Origin of the sequence: Pseudomonas anguilliseptica (genome assembly GCF_900105355.1) — a bacterium.
Lineage (GTDB): Bacteria > Pseudomonadota > Gammaproteobacteria > Pseudomonadales > Pseudomonadaceae > Aquipseudomonas > Aquipseudomonas anguilliseptica.
The window spans coordinates 1825415-1840097 of record NZ_FNSC01000001.1 but is presented as its reverse complement, the minus strand read 5'-3'; the positions used below and the strand labels follow the sequence as shown (position 1 = coordinate 1840097).

Annotated in this window: 10 protein-coding genes and 2 pseudogenes; 7 read left to right on the top strand and 5 right to left on the bottom strand. The window is 60.0% G+C overall.

The features are described from left to right. Positions 1-12: 12 nt before the first annotated feature. From BLW24_RS08845 to choX, 3 genes are all read right to left on the bottom strand, one after another. Complete coding sequence (locus BLW24_RS08845; RefSeq protein WP_090379315.1) at positions 13-894, bottom strand: ABC transporter permease; 882 nt, start codon at positions 892-894, stop codon at positions 13-15. Continuing rightward, entirely contained in the window at positions 887-2092 is a 1206-nt protein-coding gene (locus BLW24_RS08840) for a quaternary amine ABC transporter ATP-binding protein (RefSeq protein WP_090379312.1), read from the bottom strand. The genes BLW24_RS08845 and BLW24_RS08840 overlap by 8 nt, the downstream gene beginning before the upstream one ends. A gap of 659 nt (positions 2093-2751) precedes the next feature. Next, the gene (choX, locus tag BLW24_RS08835; RefSeq protein WP_090379308.1) at positions 2752-3693 is read right to left on the bottom strand and encodes a choline ABC transporter substrate-binding protein; all 942 of its coding nucleotides are present in this window, start codon (positions 3691-3693) and stop codon (positions 2752-2754) included. A 443-nt stretch (positions 3694-4136) separates the two neighbouring features. Between choX and BLW24_RS08830 the strand changes: the two genes are divergently transcribed. Then, positions 4137-5516 carry an L-serine ammonia-lyase gene (locus BLW24_RS08830; RefSeq protein WP_090379305.1) on the top strand — a complete coding sequence of 460 codons (1380 nt, stop codon included), beginning with the start codon at positions 4137-4139 and terminating at the stop codon, positions 5514-5516. A gap of 476 nt (positions 5517-5992) precedes the next feature. Then, a pseudogene (gene gbdR / locus BLW24_RS08825) lies at positions 5993-6933 on the top strand (choline metabolism transcriptional regulator GbdR); the annotation flags it as partial. Between the two features lie 145 nt (positions 6934-7078). On the opposite strand, the gene BLW24_RS08820 reads toward gbdR, so the two are convergent. Further along, on the bottom strand, positions 7079-8059 hold the full coding sequence (locus tag BLW24_RS08820) for an IS5 family transposase (RefSeq protein ID WP_090375347.1): 981 nt from the start codon (positions 8057-8059) through the stop codon (positions 7079-7081). A 67-nt stretch (positions 8060-8126) separates the two neighbouring features. On the opposite strand from BLW24_RS08820, the pseudogene BLW24_RS08815 reads away from it, so the two are divergent. After that, positions 8127-8306, top strand: a pseudogene (locus tag BLW24_RS08815) (GlxA family transcriptional regulator); the annotation flags it as partial. A 188-nt stretch (positions 8307-8494) separates the two neighbouring features. Here BLW24_RS08815 and gbcB read toward each other — a convergent pair. After that, positions 8495-9598 carry a glycine-betaine demethylase subunit GbcB gene (gene gbcB, locus BLW24_RS08810; protein ID WP_090379298.1) on the bottom strand — a complete coding sequence of 368 codons (1104 nt, stop codon included), beginning with the start codon at positions 9596-9598 and terminating at the stop codon, positions 8495-8497. Between the two features lie 351 nt (positions 9599-9949). Here gbcB and gbcA point away from each other — a divergent pair, with 351 nt between their 5' ends. The 4 genes from gbcA (at position 9950) to BLW24_RS08790 (ending at position 14603) form a co-directional block, all read left to right on the top strand. Then, the gene (gene gbcA / locus BLW24_RS08805; RefSeq protein ID WP_090379295.1) at positions 9950-11242 is read left to right on the top strand and encodes a glycine-betaine demethylase subunit GbcA; all 1293 of its coding nucleotides are present in this window, start codon (positions 9950-9952) and stop codon (positions 11240-11242) included. Between the two features lie 536 nt (positions 11243-11778). Then, complete coding sequence (locus BLW24_RS08800) at positions 11779-12756, top strand: dipeptidase (RefSeq protein WP_090379292.1); 978 nt, start codon at positions 11779-11781, stop codon at positions 12754-12756. Between the two features lie 191 nt (positions 12757-12947). Next, entirely contained in the window at positions 12948-13478 is a 531-nt protein-coding gene (locus tag BLW24_RS08795) for a DUF5943 domain-containing protein (RefSeq protein WP_090379289.1), read from the top strand. Positions 13479-13622: 144 nt separating this feature from the next. After that, the gene (locus tag BLW24_RS08790) at positions 13623-14603 is read left to right on the top strand and encodes an IS5 family transposase (protein ID WP_090379286.1); all 981 of its coding nucleotides are present in this window, start codon (positions 13623-13625) and stop codon (positions 14601-14603) included. Positions 14604-14683: the final 80 nt, after the last annotated feature.

The window sequence follows — 14683 nt, the reverse complement described above, 5'->3', positions numbered from 1 at the left end:
GTTAAATTTAGATTACTGGCGTTGAAGCTTGCCGCTGAACCAACTGAACAGACTGCTGCGTTTGGCGGTTTGCGGAGTACCGAAACTTTCCGTGATGCGGTCGAGAATGATCGCCAGCAACACTACGGCCATGCCGCTTTCGAAACCGAGGCCGATGTCCAGGCGCTGGATACTCGCCAGTACGTCGTTGCCCAGGCCGCCTGCGCCAACCATCGAGGCGATGATCACCATCGACAGGGCCATCATGATGGTCTGGTTGACCCCGGCCATGATCGACGGCATGGCGTTGGGCAGCTGGACCTTGAACAGTAGCTGACGCGGGGTGCAGCCGAAGGATTGGCCGGCCTCGATGATCTCTTTATTAACCTGGCGGATGCCCAGGTTGGTCAGGCGCACCGCCGGTGGCATGGCGAAGATCACCGTGGCGATGATCCCCGGCACGCGGCCGAGGCCGAAGAGCATGGCGGCGGGAATCAGGTAAACGAACGCCGGCATGGTCTGCATAAAGTCGAGAATCGGCCGGATGATGGTCGCTACCCGCTCACTGCGCGCTGCCCAGATACCCAGGGGGATGCCGAGTAGCAGGCTGATCAGCGTGGCGGAGAAGGTCAGGCCGAGGGTGACCACGGTCTGTTCCCAGAAGCCGGTGAGCACGATCAGCACAAAGGCCACGGTGGTGAAGATGGCGAACTTGTAGCCGATACGCCACAGGCCGAGGCCGACGAAGATGGCGATCAGCAGCCAGGCCGGCGGCAGCATCAGCAGCCATTCGATGCCTTCGGAAAAGCCGTTGACCACGGCGCCGATGCTGTCAAAGCCATCGCTGTAGTTGTCCAGCAGGTGCTGCACCACGTCATTGACCCAGCTGCCCAGGTCGAGCTGTTTCTCACTCATGGAACTCTCCCTGCAGGCGGGTCAGCAGGCGACCTTTGCTGATGGCGCCGCTGTAGCGGCCATTGCTGTCGACCACCGGGATCGGCCCTTCGTTGTCCACCAGGCGTTCAATCACCTGGTCCAGCGGCAGGTCTTCGGGGATCGGTTGGATTGGCTTGAGCACCTGGCCGTCGAGGCCGCAGGTGGTGCCGCCCTCGACCAGCAGGGCGATCCGCTCCAGGCTGATGGAGCCCTGAAAGGTGTTCTGCTCGCCGACGATAAAGGCGTAGTGCTTGTCCAGCGCCTGCAGCTCCTGGCAGACCGTCTGTGCGTCCGGTGCTTTGCCGTTGTGCACGTAGATCGGCACGCTGTCGGCCATCAATTGGCCGGCGGTGAGGTAGCGGTTGGTGTCGACTGTGTTGAAGAAGTTGCGCACGTAGTCATTGGCGGGGTTGTCGATCAGCTCCTGCGGAGTGCCGACCTGAACCAGTTTGCCGCCTTCCATGATGCCGATGCGGGTGCCGATGCGCATGGCCTCTTCGATGTCGTGGGAGACGAAGATGATGGTGCGGCGATCAGTCTTCTGCAGCTCCAGCAGCACGTCCTGCATCTCGCGGCGCTTGAGCGGATCGAGGGCGGAAAACGCCTCGTCCATGATGATCATTGACGGGTCAACCGTCAGGGCGCGGGCCAGGCCGACGCGCTGTTGCATGCCGCCGGACAGCTCATGCGGCATCTTGTGCGCAAAGGTGTCCAGGCCGACCTGCTTGAGTACCTGCATGGCGCGTTGTTCGCGCTCCTTTTTGCCCTTGCCGGCCACTTCGAGGCCGAAGGCGGCGTTGTCCAGCACACTGCGCGAAGGCATCAGGGCGAAGGACTGGAAGACCATGCTCATGTCGCGGCGGCGCAGATCAATCAGCTCCGCCTTGGGCATCTTGGCGACGTTCTGCCCGTCGATGTAGACGTTGCCGCTGCTGGGTTCAACTAGGCGGTTGATCAGGCGGATCAGGGTGGATTTGCCGGAGCCGGAGAGGCCCATCAGCACGAAAATTTCACCTTCCTCGACGCTGAAGGACACGTCGCTGACGCCGATTACCGCGCCTTTTTCCGCAAGAATTCGTTCCTTGCTCCAGCCCTGTTTGAGCAGGTCGATGGCTTCTTGTGGCTCTGCGCCGAACACCTTGTAGAGGTTTTCGACGACGATTTTTCCAGACTGCATGGGATGATTCCCCTTCAGTAGACATCCAGATCAGTGCTGCGGAACCGCGCCTACGCCAGCTGGCGTACGTACGGTGATGCCGACTGTTCTTGCCTGTGTGGGTTTACTGGGTTCCGGGGTCGGGGCCGTGCCTTGCCGCGCAACACATTCAGGGTGCTCAGGCACAACCGCTGCAACGCTCCAGTTGCCTTGTGGGCAATGGACGCTATGGGGGCGTACTGTCGAGTCAACCTTGCTGTGCCGTGCTGCAAACCGCGTTCCAAACCCTCTGGCAGTGTTACGAAGTCCCATCCTTGGGTTTTACACACCTCGACCCGAGGTGCGCGTACATCCGAAATTTCTTGTTGGGCTGGCACCCATCACGTGGTGAGCCAGCACTTATATATTCTTCGGTCCGGGGCTGTGGGCGCCCGGTCTGTCGACCCTGCTAAGGCGACAGCGACGAAATCGGCTGACTCAACGATATAGTCTTCGGCCTGTCGCAATTGTCGGTTTGCGACTCTGACGTGTTGCGCGGCGACAGACTCTTTAAAAACCATAACAGACTTTATTGTTCCGTTGCCAAGGCTGCAAGCCACAGCGGCCGTGGTTTGCAGCGTTTCAAATGGCCACAGGCGCGATGAGCTGGGGGCTGCGCGCTGTTCGAAAAAAATGACAAATTAATTTCCATCGGCAAGGTTTTCGGCGGTTTTTATTGATTGACCGTTCAGTCTTGTTACGCCTTGCAGCCAATTTGCCCGTGCCTGTGGATTAGCCTTAAGCCAGGCTTTGGCCTCGCGCCGTGGGTTGGTGTTTTTGTTGAGAATGGCGCCCATCAGGTAGCTTTCCATCTCCAGGCTGAAGCGCAGATTTTTCAGCAGCTGGGTGGCGTTCGGACACTCTTCGGCCAGGCCGGCACGCACATTGGTGTACACCGACGCGCCGCCGTAGTTGGGACCGAAGAACTCATCACCGCCGTCCAGATAATGCATCTGCAGCTGGTTGTTCATCGGGTGCGGCGCCCAGCCGAGAAACACCACCCATTGCTTGAGGTGTTCGGCGCGTTTGACCTGGGCCAGCATGCCGTTCTCGCTAGACTCCACCAGGCTGAAACCGGCAAGGCCAAAGGCGTTCTTGTCGATCATCGACTGGATCAGCTTGTTGCCATCGTTGCCGGGCTCGATACCGTAGAGTTTGCCACCAAGTTCCTTGCTGAAGCGCGCAAGATCGGCGAAGTTCTTCAAGCCGCCGTCATAGGCGGCCTGATTCACTGCAAGGGTGTACTTGGCACCTTCGAGGTTGGCGCCGAGGGTCTTTACCGAGCCGTTGGCGGTGTAGGGTTTGATGTCGTTTTCCATGCTCGGCATCCAGTTGCCGAGGAACACATCAATCTTGCCGTCCTGCATGGCTTGGTAGGTGTCCGGCACAGACAGGCGTTTGACCTGGGTGCGGTAGCCCAGCTCGCTGAAGAGCTGGCGAGTGACCGCGGTGGTCACGGTGATGTCGGTCCAGCCCACATCGGCGAAGCGAATCAACCCGCACTGCGCCGGCTCTGCAGCCTGGGCCAGCAGTGGAGTGCACAGGGCGGCGGCCAGCAGGCCACGACGCATATTCAGTTTCATCAAGCCTCTCCCAGTTGCAGTGACAGGGCGCGCGTGCAAGCGCGCAGTCGGGCCACGGGTGGCAGGCGAATGCAGCTGGCCGATCCATGGGCGCGGCGATCATGCCGACAGATTTCCTCCGCTGCCTATGTGTGAAGTCGCAACTAGAACGCTGCTGTCGTGAATTGCTGCTGCGCCGCCTGAAAGTGTGAACCCGTAGCCCGGATGAAATCCGAGGGGGGGCAAACCGCGCTCCTACAGGGAATTACTGCATGGAGCAGGTCATCACGGCCTCGCTATTGATCTCCCCGGATTGCACCCAGGTACAGAGAGCCTCGCGCCCGCGATCCGCCATATGGATGGCCAGCTGACGGATTTAGGCATGGGCAAGTCGGTGTGGGGCGACTGTGCGCCGGGGAAATCCTGATCATGGCCTGCACGTAGCATCAGTGCAGGAGAGAGTCGTGGCTATCAGCGTGTTTGACTTGTTCAAGATCGGCATCGGGCCGTCCAGTTCGCATACTGTCGGGCCGATGCGCGCGGCGGTGCTGTTCAGCGGAGCATTGGCCGAGCGGCGTTTGCTGGAGCGCACGGAACGGCTGCAGGTGCGCCTGTACGGTTCGCTGTCGGCCACCGGTGTTGGCCACGGCAGCGACCGCGCGGTGATCATGGGGCTGATGGGCGAGTGGCCGGATCAGGTCGACCCGAGCAGCATTGAGCCGCGTATCGCCGAGTTATTGGCCAGCGGCCAGTTGCAGCTTGGCGGGCGGGTCAGCATCGCCTTCGACTGGCAGCGCGACATGCTGCTGCTCGACGAGAATCTGCCCTATCACCCCAACGCCATGACCCTCAGTGCCTTTGCCGACGACGGCAGCCTGCTGCACGAGAACACCTATTACTCGGTGGGCGGCGGCTTTGTGGTGGATGCCGAGCAGGCCGCCAGCGGCCAACTGGATCAGGACCACACCGTGCTGCCCTACGACTTCAATAGCGCCGAGCAGCTGTTGCAGCTGTGCCAGAGCAATGGTCTGCGCGTCTCCGAGCTGATGATGGCCAACGAAAAGGCCTGGCGCAGTGAGGCGGAAATCCGCAGCGGCTTGATGCGCCTGTGGCAAGCCATGCGTGAGTGTGTGGAGCAAGGCCTTAAGCACGAAGGCATTCTGCCCGGCGGGCTGAATGTGAAGCGCCGCGCTGCCAAATTGCACCGCAGCCTGCAGGAAATGAGCAAACCCAATGTGATCGGCTCGACCCTCAGCGGCATGGAATGGGTCAACCTGTTTGCCCTGGCGGTCAACGAGGAAAACGCTGCCGGAGGGCGCATGGTCACCGCGCCGACCAATGGTGCGGCGGGGATCATCCCGGCGGTGCTGCATTACTTTGTGCGGTTCAGTCCGGGGGGCAGTGAAGCCAATGTGGTGGACTACCTGCTGGCCGCGGCGGCCATTGGCATTCTGTGCAAGAAGAACGCCTCCATCTCTGGGGCCGAAGTCGGCTGTCAGGGCGAGGTCGGTTCGGCCTGTGCCATGGCCGCGGCCGGGCTGGCGGAGATTCTTGGCGCAACGCCCGAACAGGTGGAAAACGCTGCCGAGATTGGCCTGGAGCACAATCTCGGCCTGACCTGCGACCCGGTCGGCGGCCTGGTGCAGGTGCCGTGTATCGAGCGCAACGCGATTGCGGCAGTGAAAGCGATCAACGCCGCGCAGATGGCCTTGCGTGGCGACGGCCAGCACTTTATCTCCTTGGACCGGGTGATCCGCACCATGCGCGATACCGGTGCCGATATGCACGACAAGTACAAGGAAACCTCGCGCGGTGGGCTGGCGGTTAGCGCTGTCGAGTGCTGAGTCGGTTTACGGCCGGTTGTGTAGCAATCCTGCTGGGTTGGATGCAGGTTTGTGTGGCCAATTTGGGTGCGTAGCGAGTGCTGTGCACGATTGCGGTGCAGCTGTGTTCGGTGCGCTGAAAAGGGCGGTGCAGTGGCGCTGAGCAAGGCCTGACCGTTGGTCCGTTACCGCTGCATTTTTACCCTGCGTAGCGGGGTGACAAAGCACCGGTTAGGCAGTGCTACCGAAATGCTCAAGCACCCGTCAAACGGGCGTTTGCGGTCGTAATCAGAATGCTTCTGTCGCTCCTGCCAACGCCTAGTGGCACTAGCCTTGGACTAACGGCGCTATTTTTAATTGAACGCCCAATCAATTTAGGCACGGCCTTTGCGTTGTGCTGGTTGTCGATCTGGTGTTGTGCAGTCCCAGCCCCATAAAAAGAGCCACCCTATAGAGGGGCTCACTACCGTGCTTTGCTTCGCGTCAGGGTTTACCTGATGTCACAGTTCACTCAAGGGGCACAACCCCAGAGCCGTGCGCCGCAGTCCATCGGCTTTCTCCTGCTCGACAACTTCACCCTGATTTCCCTGGCGTCTGCCGTCGAGCCGCTGCGGATGGCCAACCAGCTGTCCGGCAAGGAGTTGTATCGCTGGCACACCCTCAGCCAGAGCGGCTTGCCGGTATGCGCCAGCGATGGCCTGCAGATCACCCCGGACGCCAGTCTGCTGACTGCACCGCGCTTGGATGCGGTGGTCGTTTGTGGTGGCGTGGATATCCAGCACAGCGTCACCCGCGAACACGTGCAGTGGCTGCAAAGCCAGGCGCGTCATGGTGCGCAGCTGGGTGCGGTGTGCACTGGCAGCTGGGCGCTGGGCGCTGGGCGCTGGCTAAGGCTGGGTTGCTTGATGCCCATGATTGCAGTGTGCATTGGGAGTTTTTGGCCGCCATGCAGGAAGCATTTCCGCGTACGGCCGTGACCACTCGCTTGTTCTCCATCGACCGCAACCGCTACACCAGCTCCGGTGGCACGGCGCCGATGGACATGATGCTGCACGTGATTGGCCGTGAGCATGGTCGCGAACTGGCGGCGGCGATTTCCGAGATGTTCATCTACGAGCGCATCCGTAATGAACAGGATCACCAGCGCGTGCCGCTCAAGCACATGCTCGGCACCAACCAGCCGAAGCTGCAGGAAATCGTCGCGCTGATGGAAGCCAATCTGGAAGAGCCGATCGACCTCGACCAGCTGGCGTTGTATGTCGACGTGTCGCGGCGTCAGCTGGAGCGCTTGTTCCAGAAATACCTGCACTGCTCGCCGTCGCGCTACTACCTCAAGTTGCGGCTGATTCGCGCGCGCCAACTGCTCAAGCAGACCAGCATGTCGATCATCGAAGTGGCCTCGGTGTGTGGCTTTGTCTCCACGCCGCACTTCTCCAAGGATCCTCTGAAGTAGCCATGCATTTCTGGCTGACGTCAGCCTCTGCTGATTTCGAAAGTGATAAATCGATCAAAAACGATCAGATTACCGGCTCATTTCTGTGTTTTTAGCCGCCGCGAGCACCTCGCGGCAGCCATTTCCAGCATTACGGGCGCACCTCTCCTGCATTCGTCAGTAAATGTCGGCGCGCCATCCACAGATTTGACAGCGCGAATAAAGTCACCAGTTGCGCCGTGTTTTTGACCAGGCCACGGAAGCGCGTCTTCACATAACCGAACTGACGCTTGATCACCCGAAACGGATGCTCGACCTTGGCTCGCACTTGGGCCTTGGCCTTCTCGATTTTGCGCTTGGCTTTGTACAGCGCGCTGCGCTTACCGAGTTTCTTGTAAGTGCTACGCCGTGCTGCAACCTGCCAGATCACTTGACGGCCCTCATGCTCGGGGCGCTTCTCGACACCGGTATATCCGGCATCGGCCCCCACCATGTTTTCCTCGCCGTGCAGCAGCTTATCGACCTGGGTGACATCCGCCACGTTGGCGGCAGTACCCACCACGCTGTGCACCAAGCCAGACTCGTCATCCACCCCGATGTGCGCCTTCATGCCGAAGTAATACTGATTGCCTTTCTTGGTTGAGTGCATCTCAGGGTCACGCTTACCGTTCTTGTTCTTGGTTGAACTCGGCGCGTTGATCAGCGTGGCATCGACGATGGTGCCTTGGCGCAGCGACAAACCACGGTCACCCAGGTAGCCATTGATCACGGCCAGGATGCCGGCAGCCAGTTCGTGTGTTTCCAGCAAGCGGCGGAAGTTGAGGATGGTGGTTTCGTCAGGAATGCGCTCCAGAGTCAGCCCGGCAAACTGGCGTAGGATGGTGGTCTCGTACAGCGCCTCTTCCATCGCCGGATCGCTGTAACCGAACCAGTTTTGCATCAGATGCACTCGCAGCATCGCCATCAGCGGATAGGACGGTCGGCCGCCTTCACCCTTTGGATAATGCGGCTCGATCAAAGCGATCAACCCTTTCCATGGCACTACCCGATCCATCTCGATCAGGAACAATTCTTTGCGGGTCTGCTTGCGCTTGCCGGCATACTCGGCGTCGGCGAAGGTCATCTGCTTCATCGGAAAACTCGGCGGGTGGAGTGCGGATATTTTGCCAAAATCAGGAAGTCTTTTTCAGACCATCCCCAAGTGCTACCGCGAATACTTCGGTATTCCGCCGCGTGACGAGCGCGCCGGCCAGCAGGGCGGCAATGTGGTGGCGCTGATGCCTATGCCGGAAGACCTGATGCGCCCTTCGCCATCCTCGGCCATGGCCGCATTGACCCGCGCGCAGGGCGAGTCGACGTACGCCAGTGTCAGGCTCTAAGCCGTACTGAATACCTTGTAGGAGTTGCTGGGCGCTATGGATTCGTGGGAGGGGCTTTAGCGGCGAGCTTTTGCTTCCGTCGCGGCTAAAGCCCCTCCCACGGGATTGGTAGCACCAAACAAAAACGCCACACGGGCCTTGAGGGCGGGTGCGGCGTTTTGCTGTGTGTCGTGCTGCTGTAAGAGGTCTTAATACTCGATGGCCACATCACCCTGCGGCACGCTGCAGCAGGACAGGATATAGCCCTCGGCCACGTCTTCGTCGGTAATGCCGCCGTTGTGTTCCATGGCCACTTCACCCGAAGTTTTCATGACCTTGCAGGTGCCGCAAATGCCCATGCCGCAGGCTTTGGGGATGTGCAGGCCAAGTTTGGCAGCGGCGGCGTGCACGGTTTCGCCCGGGTCGACACGAATGCTCTTGCCGGTGCTGGTGAAGGCCACTTGGTGCTGGTCAGCGGCTGGCACTGGATCGGCATCGGCGGCTTCGGCGGCCAGTTCCTTGACTTCGGCGCGTACTTCCGGCGGCGTCGCACCGAAAGATTCTTCGTGGTAGCGGTTCATGTCGTAGTGGTTGGCTTCGAGCAGGCGCTTGGCCGCGTTCATATAGGGCGTCGGGCCGCAGCAGAAGATCTCCCGCTCCAGATAATCCGGGGCAATCAGCTCCAGCATCTTCTGATTGAGGTAGCCGCGATAACCGGCCCAGGCCTCACCCAGGCCATGTTTCTCGCAGATCACGTGCAGGCTGAAGTTGTTGATCCGCGCGGCCATATGTTCCAGCTCGCGGTGGTAAATGATGTCTTTCGGCGAGCGTGCGCTGTGCACGAAGACCATGTCGACGTTGGCGTTGGTGTCGTAAAACCAGCGAGCCATCGACATCACTGGGGTAATGCCGACACCGCCGCTGAGGTAGAGCACCTTCTCGGCGGGAAAGTCGATGGCGTTGAACAGCCCGACCGGGCCGTGCACCGGCAACTCGTTGCCTTCATTGAGGTTGTCGTGCAGCCAGTTGGAAACCTTGCCGCCCGGCACCCGCTTGATGGTGATGGAAAAGCTGTAGGGCACCGAAGGGGAACTGGATATGGTGTAGGAGCGCATTACCGGCTGGCCGTCGATCTCCAGCTCCAGGGTGACGAACTGCCCAGGCTTGAAGAAGTACAGCACCGGTTGATCGGCCATAAAGCAGAAGGTGCGCACGTCCCAGGTTTCCTGGATGACTTTGACGCAGCGCACCATGTGCCGACCATTGCTCCAGGTCTGCGTGGTAACCGGGTTGAGGAAGTCGTTCGTCGTCATGGACGTCTCTCCGCGCGGCCGGACATCGGCCTTGTATGGGGCGGATTGTGCGTACTGGCCGGCACGCTCATTTATCTGCCAGCGACATTTACATGCTTATCGCGACCTGCCGCGCAGGCCTTGGTTTACCGCGTCGGAAACGGATGTGGCCATGTCGCCCATAGATAAGGTTTCGCCCACGGCGAGCGCCACACTCGCAGCCAGCCGAAGCAAAAGGTCACGAGCGAATTCCTCTTTCATCCAGTCGCCATCGGCAGGCGCAGAACGGGGCAATGACGCCACCTTGCGTAGCAACCGATTAGCCACTTTTACGGCCGTCGCACTAGACGATGAGCCATTGAGGAGTTACCGATGGACGTCACTTCCACCCTGAGCCTGGGCGATCCGCTGGAGCCCGCACGCAAGGCCGCCGCAGAGATGCTGCAGACCCGCGAACGGACCTTTTCCCTGCCGCAGCCGTTCTATAACGACGAGCGTCTGTTCAAGATCGACATGCAGGAGATCTTCCACAAGGAATGGCTGATCGCCGGCATGACCTGCGAGATTCCGGCCAAGGGCAACTTCCTCACCCTGCAGCTCGGCGACAACCCGATCATGGTGATTCGTGGCGCCGATGGTGTGGTGCATGCGTTCCATAACGTCTGCCGTCATCGTGGCTCGCGCCTGTGCACCAGCGAAAAGGGCAAGGTGGCCAAGCTGGTGTGCCCTTATCACCAGTGGACCTACGAGCTGGACGGTCGCCTGCTGTTCGCCGGCACTGAAATGGGCGCGGATTTTGACCTCAAGGACTACAGCCTGAAGCCGGTCAACTGCAAGGTGGCAGGCGGTTACATCTTTATCTCGCTGGCAGAGAACCCGCCGGCCATCGACGATTTCCTCAGCACCCTGGCTCACTATATGGAGCCCTACGACATGGAAAACACCAAGGTGGCGGTGCAAACCACCTTGATGGAAAAAGCCAACTGGAAGCTGGTGCTGGAGAACAACCGCGAGTGCTACCACTGCAACGGTTCGCACCCGGAACTGCTAAATACCCTGCTGGAGTGGGATGACGTCACCGACCCGCGCGCTACTCAGGCGTTCAAGGATCAGGTCAGCGAGTGCACCACTCGCTGGGACAAGGACAATATTCCCTACGCCCATGCCAGCTTCGGCCTGCGCAACCGCATCGTGCGCATGCCGCTGCTCAAGGGCACCGTGTCCATGACAATGGATGGCAAGCAGGGCTGCAAGAAACTCATGGGCCGCATTACCGATCCGGACCTCGGCTCGATGCGTATCCTGCACCTGCCGCATTCGTGGAACCACTGCATGGGCGACCATATGATCGTCTTCACCGTGTGGCCGATCAGCGCGCAGGAAACCATGGTCACCACCAAATGGTTGGTGCACAAGGATGCCGTGGAAGGCGTTGATTACTACGTCGCCCGCCTGCGTCAGGTGTGGGACGCCACCAACGACCAGGACCGTCGTCTGGCTGAAGAGAACCAGCGCGGCATCAACTCCACCGCTTACCAGCCCGGCCCCTACTCGAAGACCTACGAGTTCGGCGTGGTCAACTTTATCGACTGGTACAGCGAACGCGTGCTCAACAACCTCGGTGCGGCGCCGGCGCCATACCTGCGTCAGGTCGGCGCAGAGTAAGCCGGCATGACGTTCGGCCTGTGGCTGCTGCTTGGCCTGACCGCCTACGGTCTGCTGGCGGCGCGGCGCAGGCCTGTGACCTCTGCAACACACTGAGACCCACCTCAAGGGTCACTTTGGCCTCTGCCGGATACCCCCGGGCAGGGGCTTTTTTTATTGGCGATGTATCAGAACTGTATGCAGGCTGCTTTTGTAGGGTGGGTCAGTGGCGCCGGGGCTAGTTATTGACTGCACCACGCAACTCGGGCGCTGCGTAACCCACCATTGCGGTTTGCCGGTAGATCGTCATGGTGGGTTACGGCGCGTTGATAATCGGTGGTATTTGCCTGATTCCGGTTCGCGCCTAACCCACCCTACGGGTAGTCGCTGCCTTGTACCGGCCCTCTGGCCTGCGCATATCCGCCTGCGACCCGGCTTTGACGCTTTCGGCAATACCCCGGTCGTTTTTGCACCGGGTCGCCAGAGCCCTCGGGGATATGCTCAGTCCAAAGCGCCAACAACGGGTTTGGCGACACAGCTAAAAAGGGGACTGCCTGATGAACCCAGCCGAATTGCACGCCGACAGCATCGTTATTGACGGGCTGATCATCGCCAAGTGGAACCGCGAACTGTTCGAAGACATGCGCAAAGGCGGCCTGACTGCGGCCAACTGCACCGTGTCGGTGTGGGAAGGCTTTCAGGCCACGGTGAACAATATCGCCGCCAGCCAGAAGCTGATCCGCGAGAATAGCGACCTGGTGATGCCGGTGCGCAGCACCGCCGACATCCGCAAGGCTAAAGAGCAGGGCAAGACCGGCATCCTCTTCGGCTTCCAGAACGCCCACGCATTCGAGGACCAGATCGGCTATGTCGAGGTGTTCAAGCAGCTCGGCGTGGGCATTGTGCAGATGTGCTACAACACCCAGAACCTGGTCGGCACCGGCTGCTACGAGCGTGACGGCGGGCTGTCCGGCTTCGGCCGCGAGATCGTTGCCGAGATGAACCGTGTCGGCATCATGTGCGACCTCTCGCATGTGGGTTCGAAGACTTCCGAGGAAGTCATCCTCGAATCGAAGAAGCCGGTCACCTATTCCCACTGCCTGCCGTCGGGGCTGAAAGAGCACCCGCGCAACAAGTCCGATGCCGAGCTGAAATTTATCGCCGATCACGGCGGCTTTGTCGGCGTGACCATGTTCGCGCCGTTCCTGGCCAAAGGCATCGACTCGACCATCGACGACTACGCCGAAGCCATCGAGTACGTGATGAACATCGTCGGCGAAGACGCCATCGGTATTGGCACCGATTTCACCCAGGGCCATGGCCAGGACTTCTTCGAGTACCTGACCCACGACAAAGGCTATGCCCGCCGGCTGACCAGCTTCGGCAAGATCATCAACCCGTTCGGCATCCGCACCGTCGGCGAATTCCCCAACCTCACCGAGACTCTGCTCAAGCGCGGCCATTCCGAGCGTGTGGTACGCAAGATCATGGGCGAGAACTGGGTAAGGGGACTGGCAGACGTCTGGGGCGAGTGATGAATACCTCCGGAGCTTACTGCGCCCACCGATAGCTGCGTCGCGTCCTCGCGACAAGCTCGCCGTGCATGCGTACTGCTCTCGCTTGTCGCTGTGGGTCTCCTTGCTCTCGGCATGCTCGCTACGGCTCCACAGGTATCCATCGGCACTTTTCAAATACGCAAGACAACGAATTCTGGAGCACTGAACACATGGCCACCCACGCACCCGAAATGCCTATCCAGGTAGACGACGAAACCGGCGTCTGGACCACCGACGCGCTGCCGATGCTCTATGTGCCGCGGCATTTCTTCGTCAATAACCACATCGGTATCGAGGAAGTACTGGGCGCTGAGGCCTATGCCGAGATCCTTTACAAGGCTGGCTACAAGTCCGCCTGGCACTGGTGCGAGAAGGAAGCTGAATGCCATGGCCTCTCGGGTGTGGCGGTGTTCGAACACTATATGAAGCGCCTGTCGCAACGCGGCTGGGGTCTGTTCGAGATCGAAGCCATCGATTTGGAGAAAGGCACCGCCAGCGTGCGTCTGAAGCACTCGGCCTTTGTGTACGTCTACGGCAAGTGCGGGCGCAAGGTCGACTACATGTTTACCGGCTGGTTTGCCGGCGCCATGGACCAGATTCTCCAGGCCCAGGGCAGTGCGCTGCGCACCGTGGCCGAGCAGGTCTATGGCGGTTCCGAAGAGGGCCACGACGATGGCCTGTTTGTGGTCAAGCCACGCTAAAGACAACCCTGTGTGGGAGGGGCTTTAGCCGCGATTGGCCGACCGCTATCGCCGCTAAAACGCCTCCCACAATCCTTAGGAAAACTCTGAATAAGACTTCCTGATTTTGGCAAAATGCCCGGACGCCACCCGCCGAGTTTTCCGATGAAGCAAATGACCTTCGCCGATGCCGAGTACGCCGGCAAACGCAAGCAGACCCGCAAAGAGTTGTTCCTGATCGAGATGGATCGGGTGGTGCCGTGGAAGGGTTTGATCGCACTGATCGAACCGTATTACCCCAAGGGTGAAGGCGGTCGGCCGGCCTATCCGCTGATGGCGATGCTACGTGTGCACCTGATGCAGAACTGGTTCGGCTACAGCGACCCGGCGATGGAAGAAGCGCTGTACGAGACCACTATCCTGCGGCAGTTCGCCGGGCTGAGTCTGGAACGTATCCCCGACGAAACCACCATCCTCAACTTCCGTCGTCTGCTGGAGAAACATGAGTTGGCTGCCGGCATCCTGGCCGTCATCAATGGCTATCTTGGCGACCGTGGCCTGTCGTTGCGCCAAGGCACCATCGTCGATGCCACGCTGATCAATGCGCCGAGTTCGACCAAGAACAAGGACGGCAAACGCGACCCAGAGATGCACCAGGCCAAGAAGGGCAACCAATACTACTTCGGCATGAAGGCGCACATTGGCGTGGATGACGAGTCGGGGCTGGTACACAGCGTGGTAGGCACGGCGGCCAACGTGGCGGATGTCACTCAGGTCGACAAGTTGCTGCACGGCGAGGAAAACGTGGTGCGCGCCGATGCGGGTTATACCGGCGTCGAAAAGCGCCCCGAACATGATGGGCGCGAGGTGATCTGGCAGGTTGCTGCCCGCCGCAGCACCTATAAGAAGCTGGGTAAGAGCAGCCCGCTGTACAAAGCCAAACGCAAGATCGAGAAGGCCAAGGCCCAGGTGCGCGCCAAGGTTGAGCACCCGTTCCGGGTGATCAAGCGTCAGTTCAGTTATGTAAAGACACGCTTCCGTGGCTTGGCCAAGAACACGGCGCAACTGATGACGCTGTTCGCGCTGTCGAACCTGTGGATGGCACGCCGACATTTACTGACCAATGCAGGAGAGGTGCGCCTGTAATGCGGGAAATGGCTGCCGCGAGCTACTCGCGGCGGCTAAAAACACAGAAATGAATGGGTAATCTGATCGTTTTTGATCGA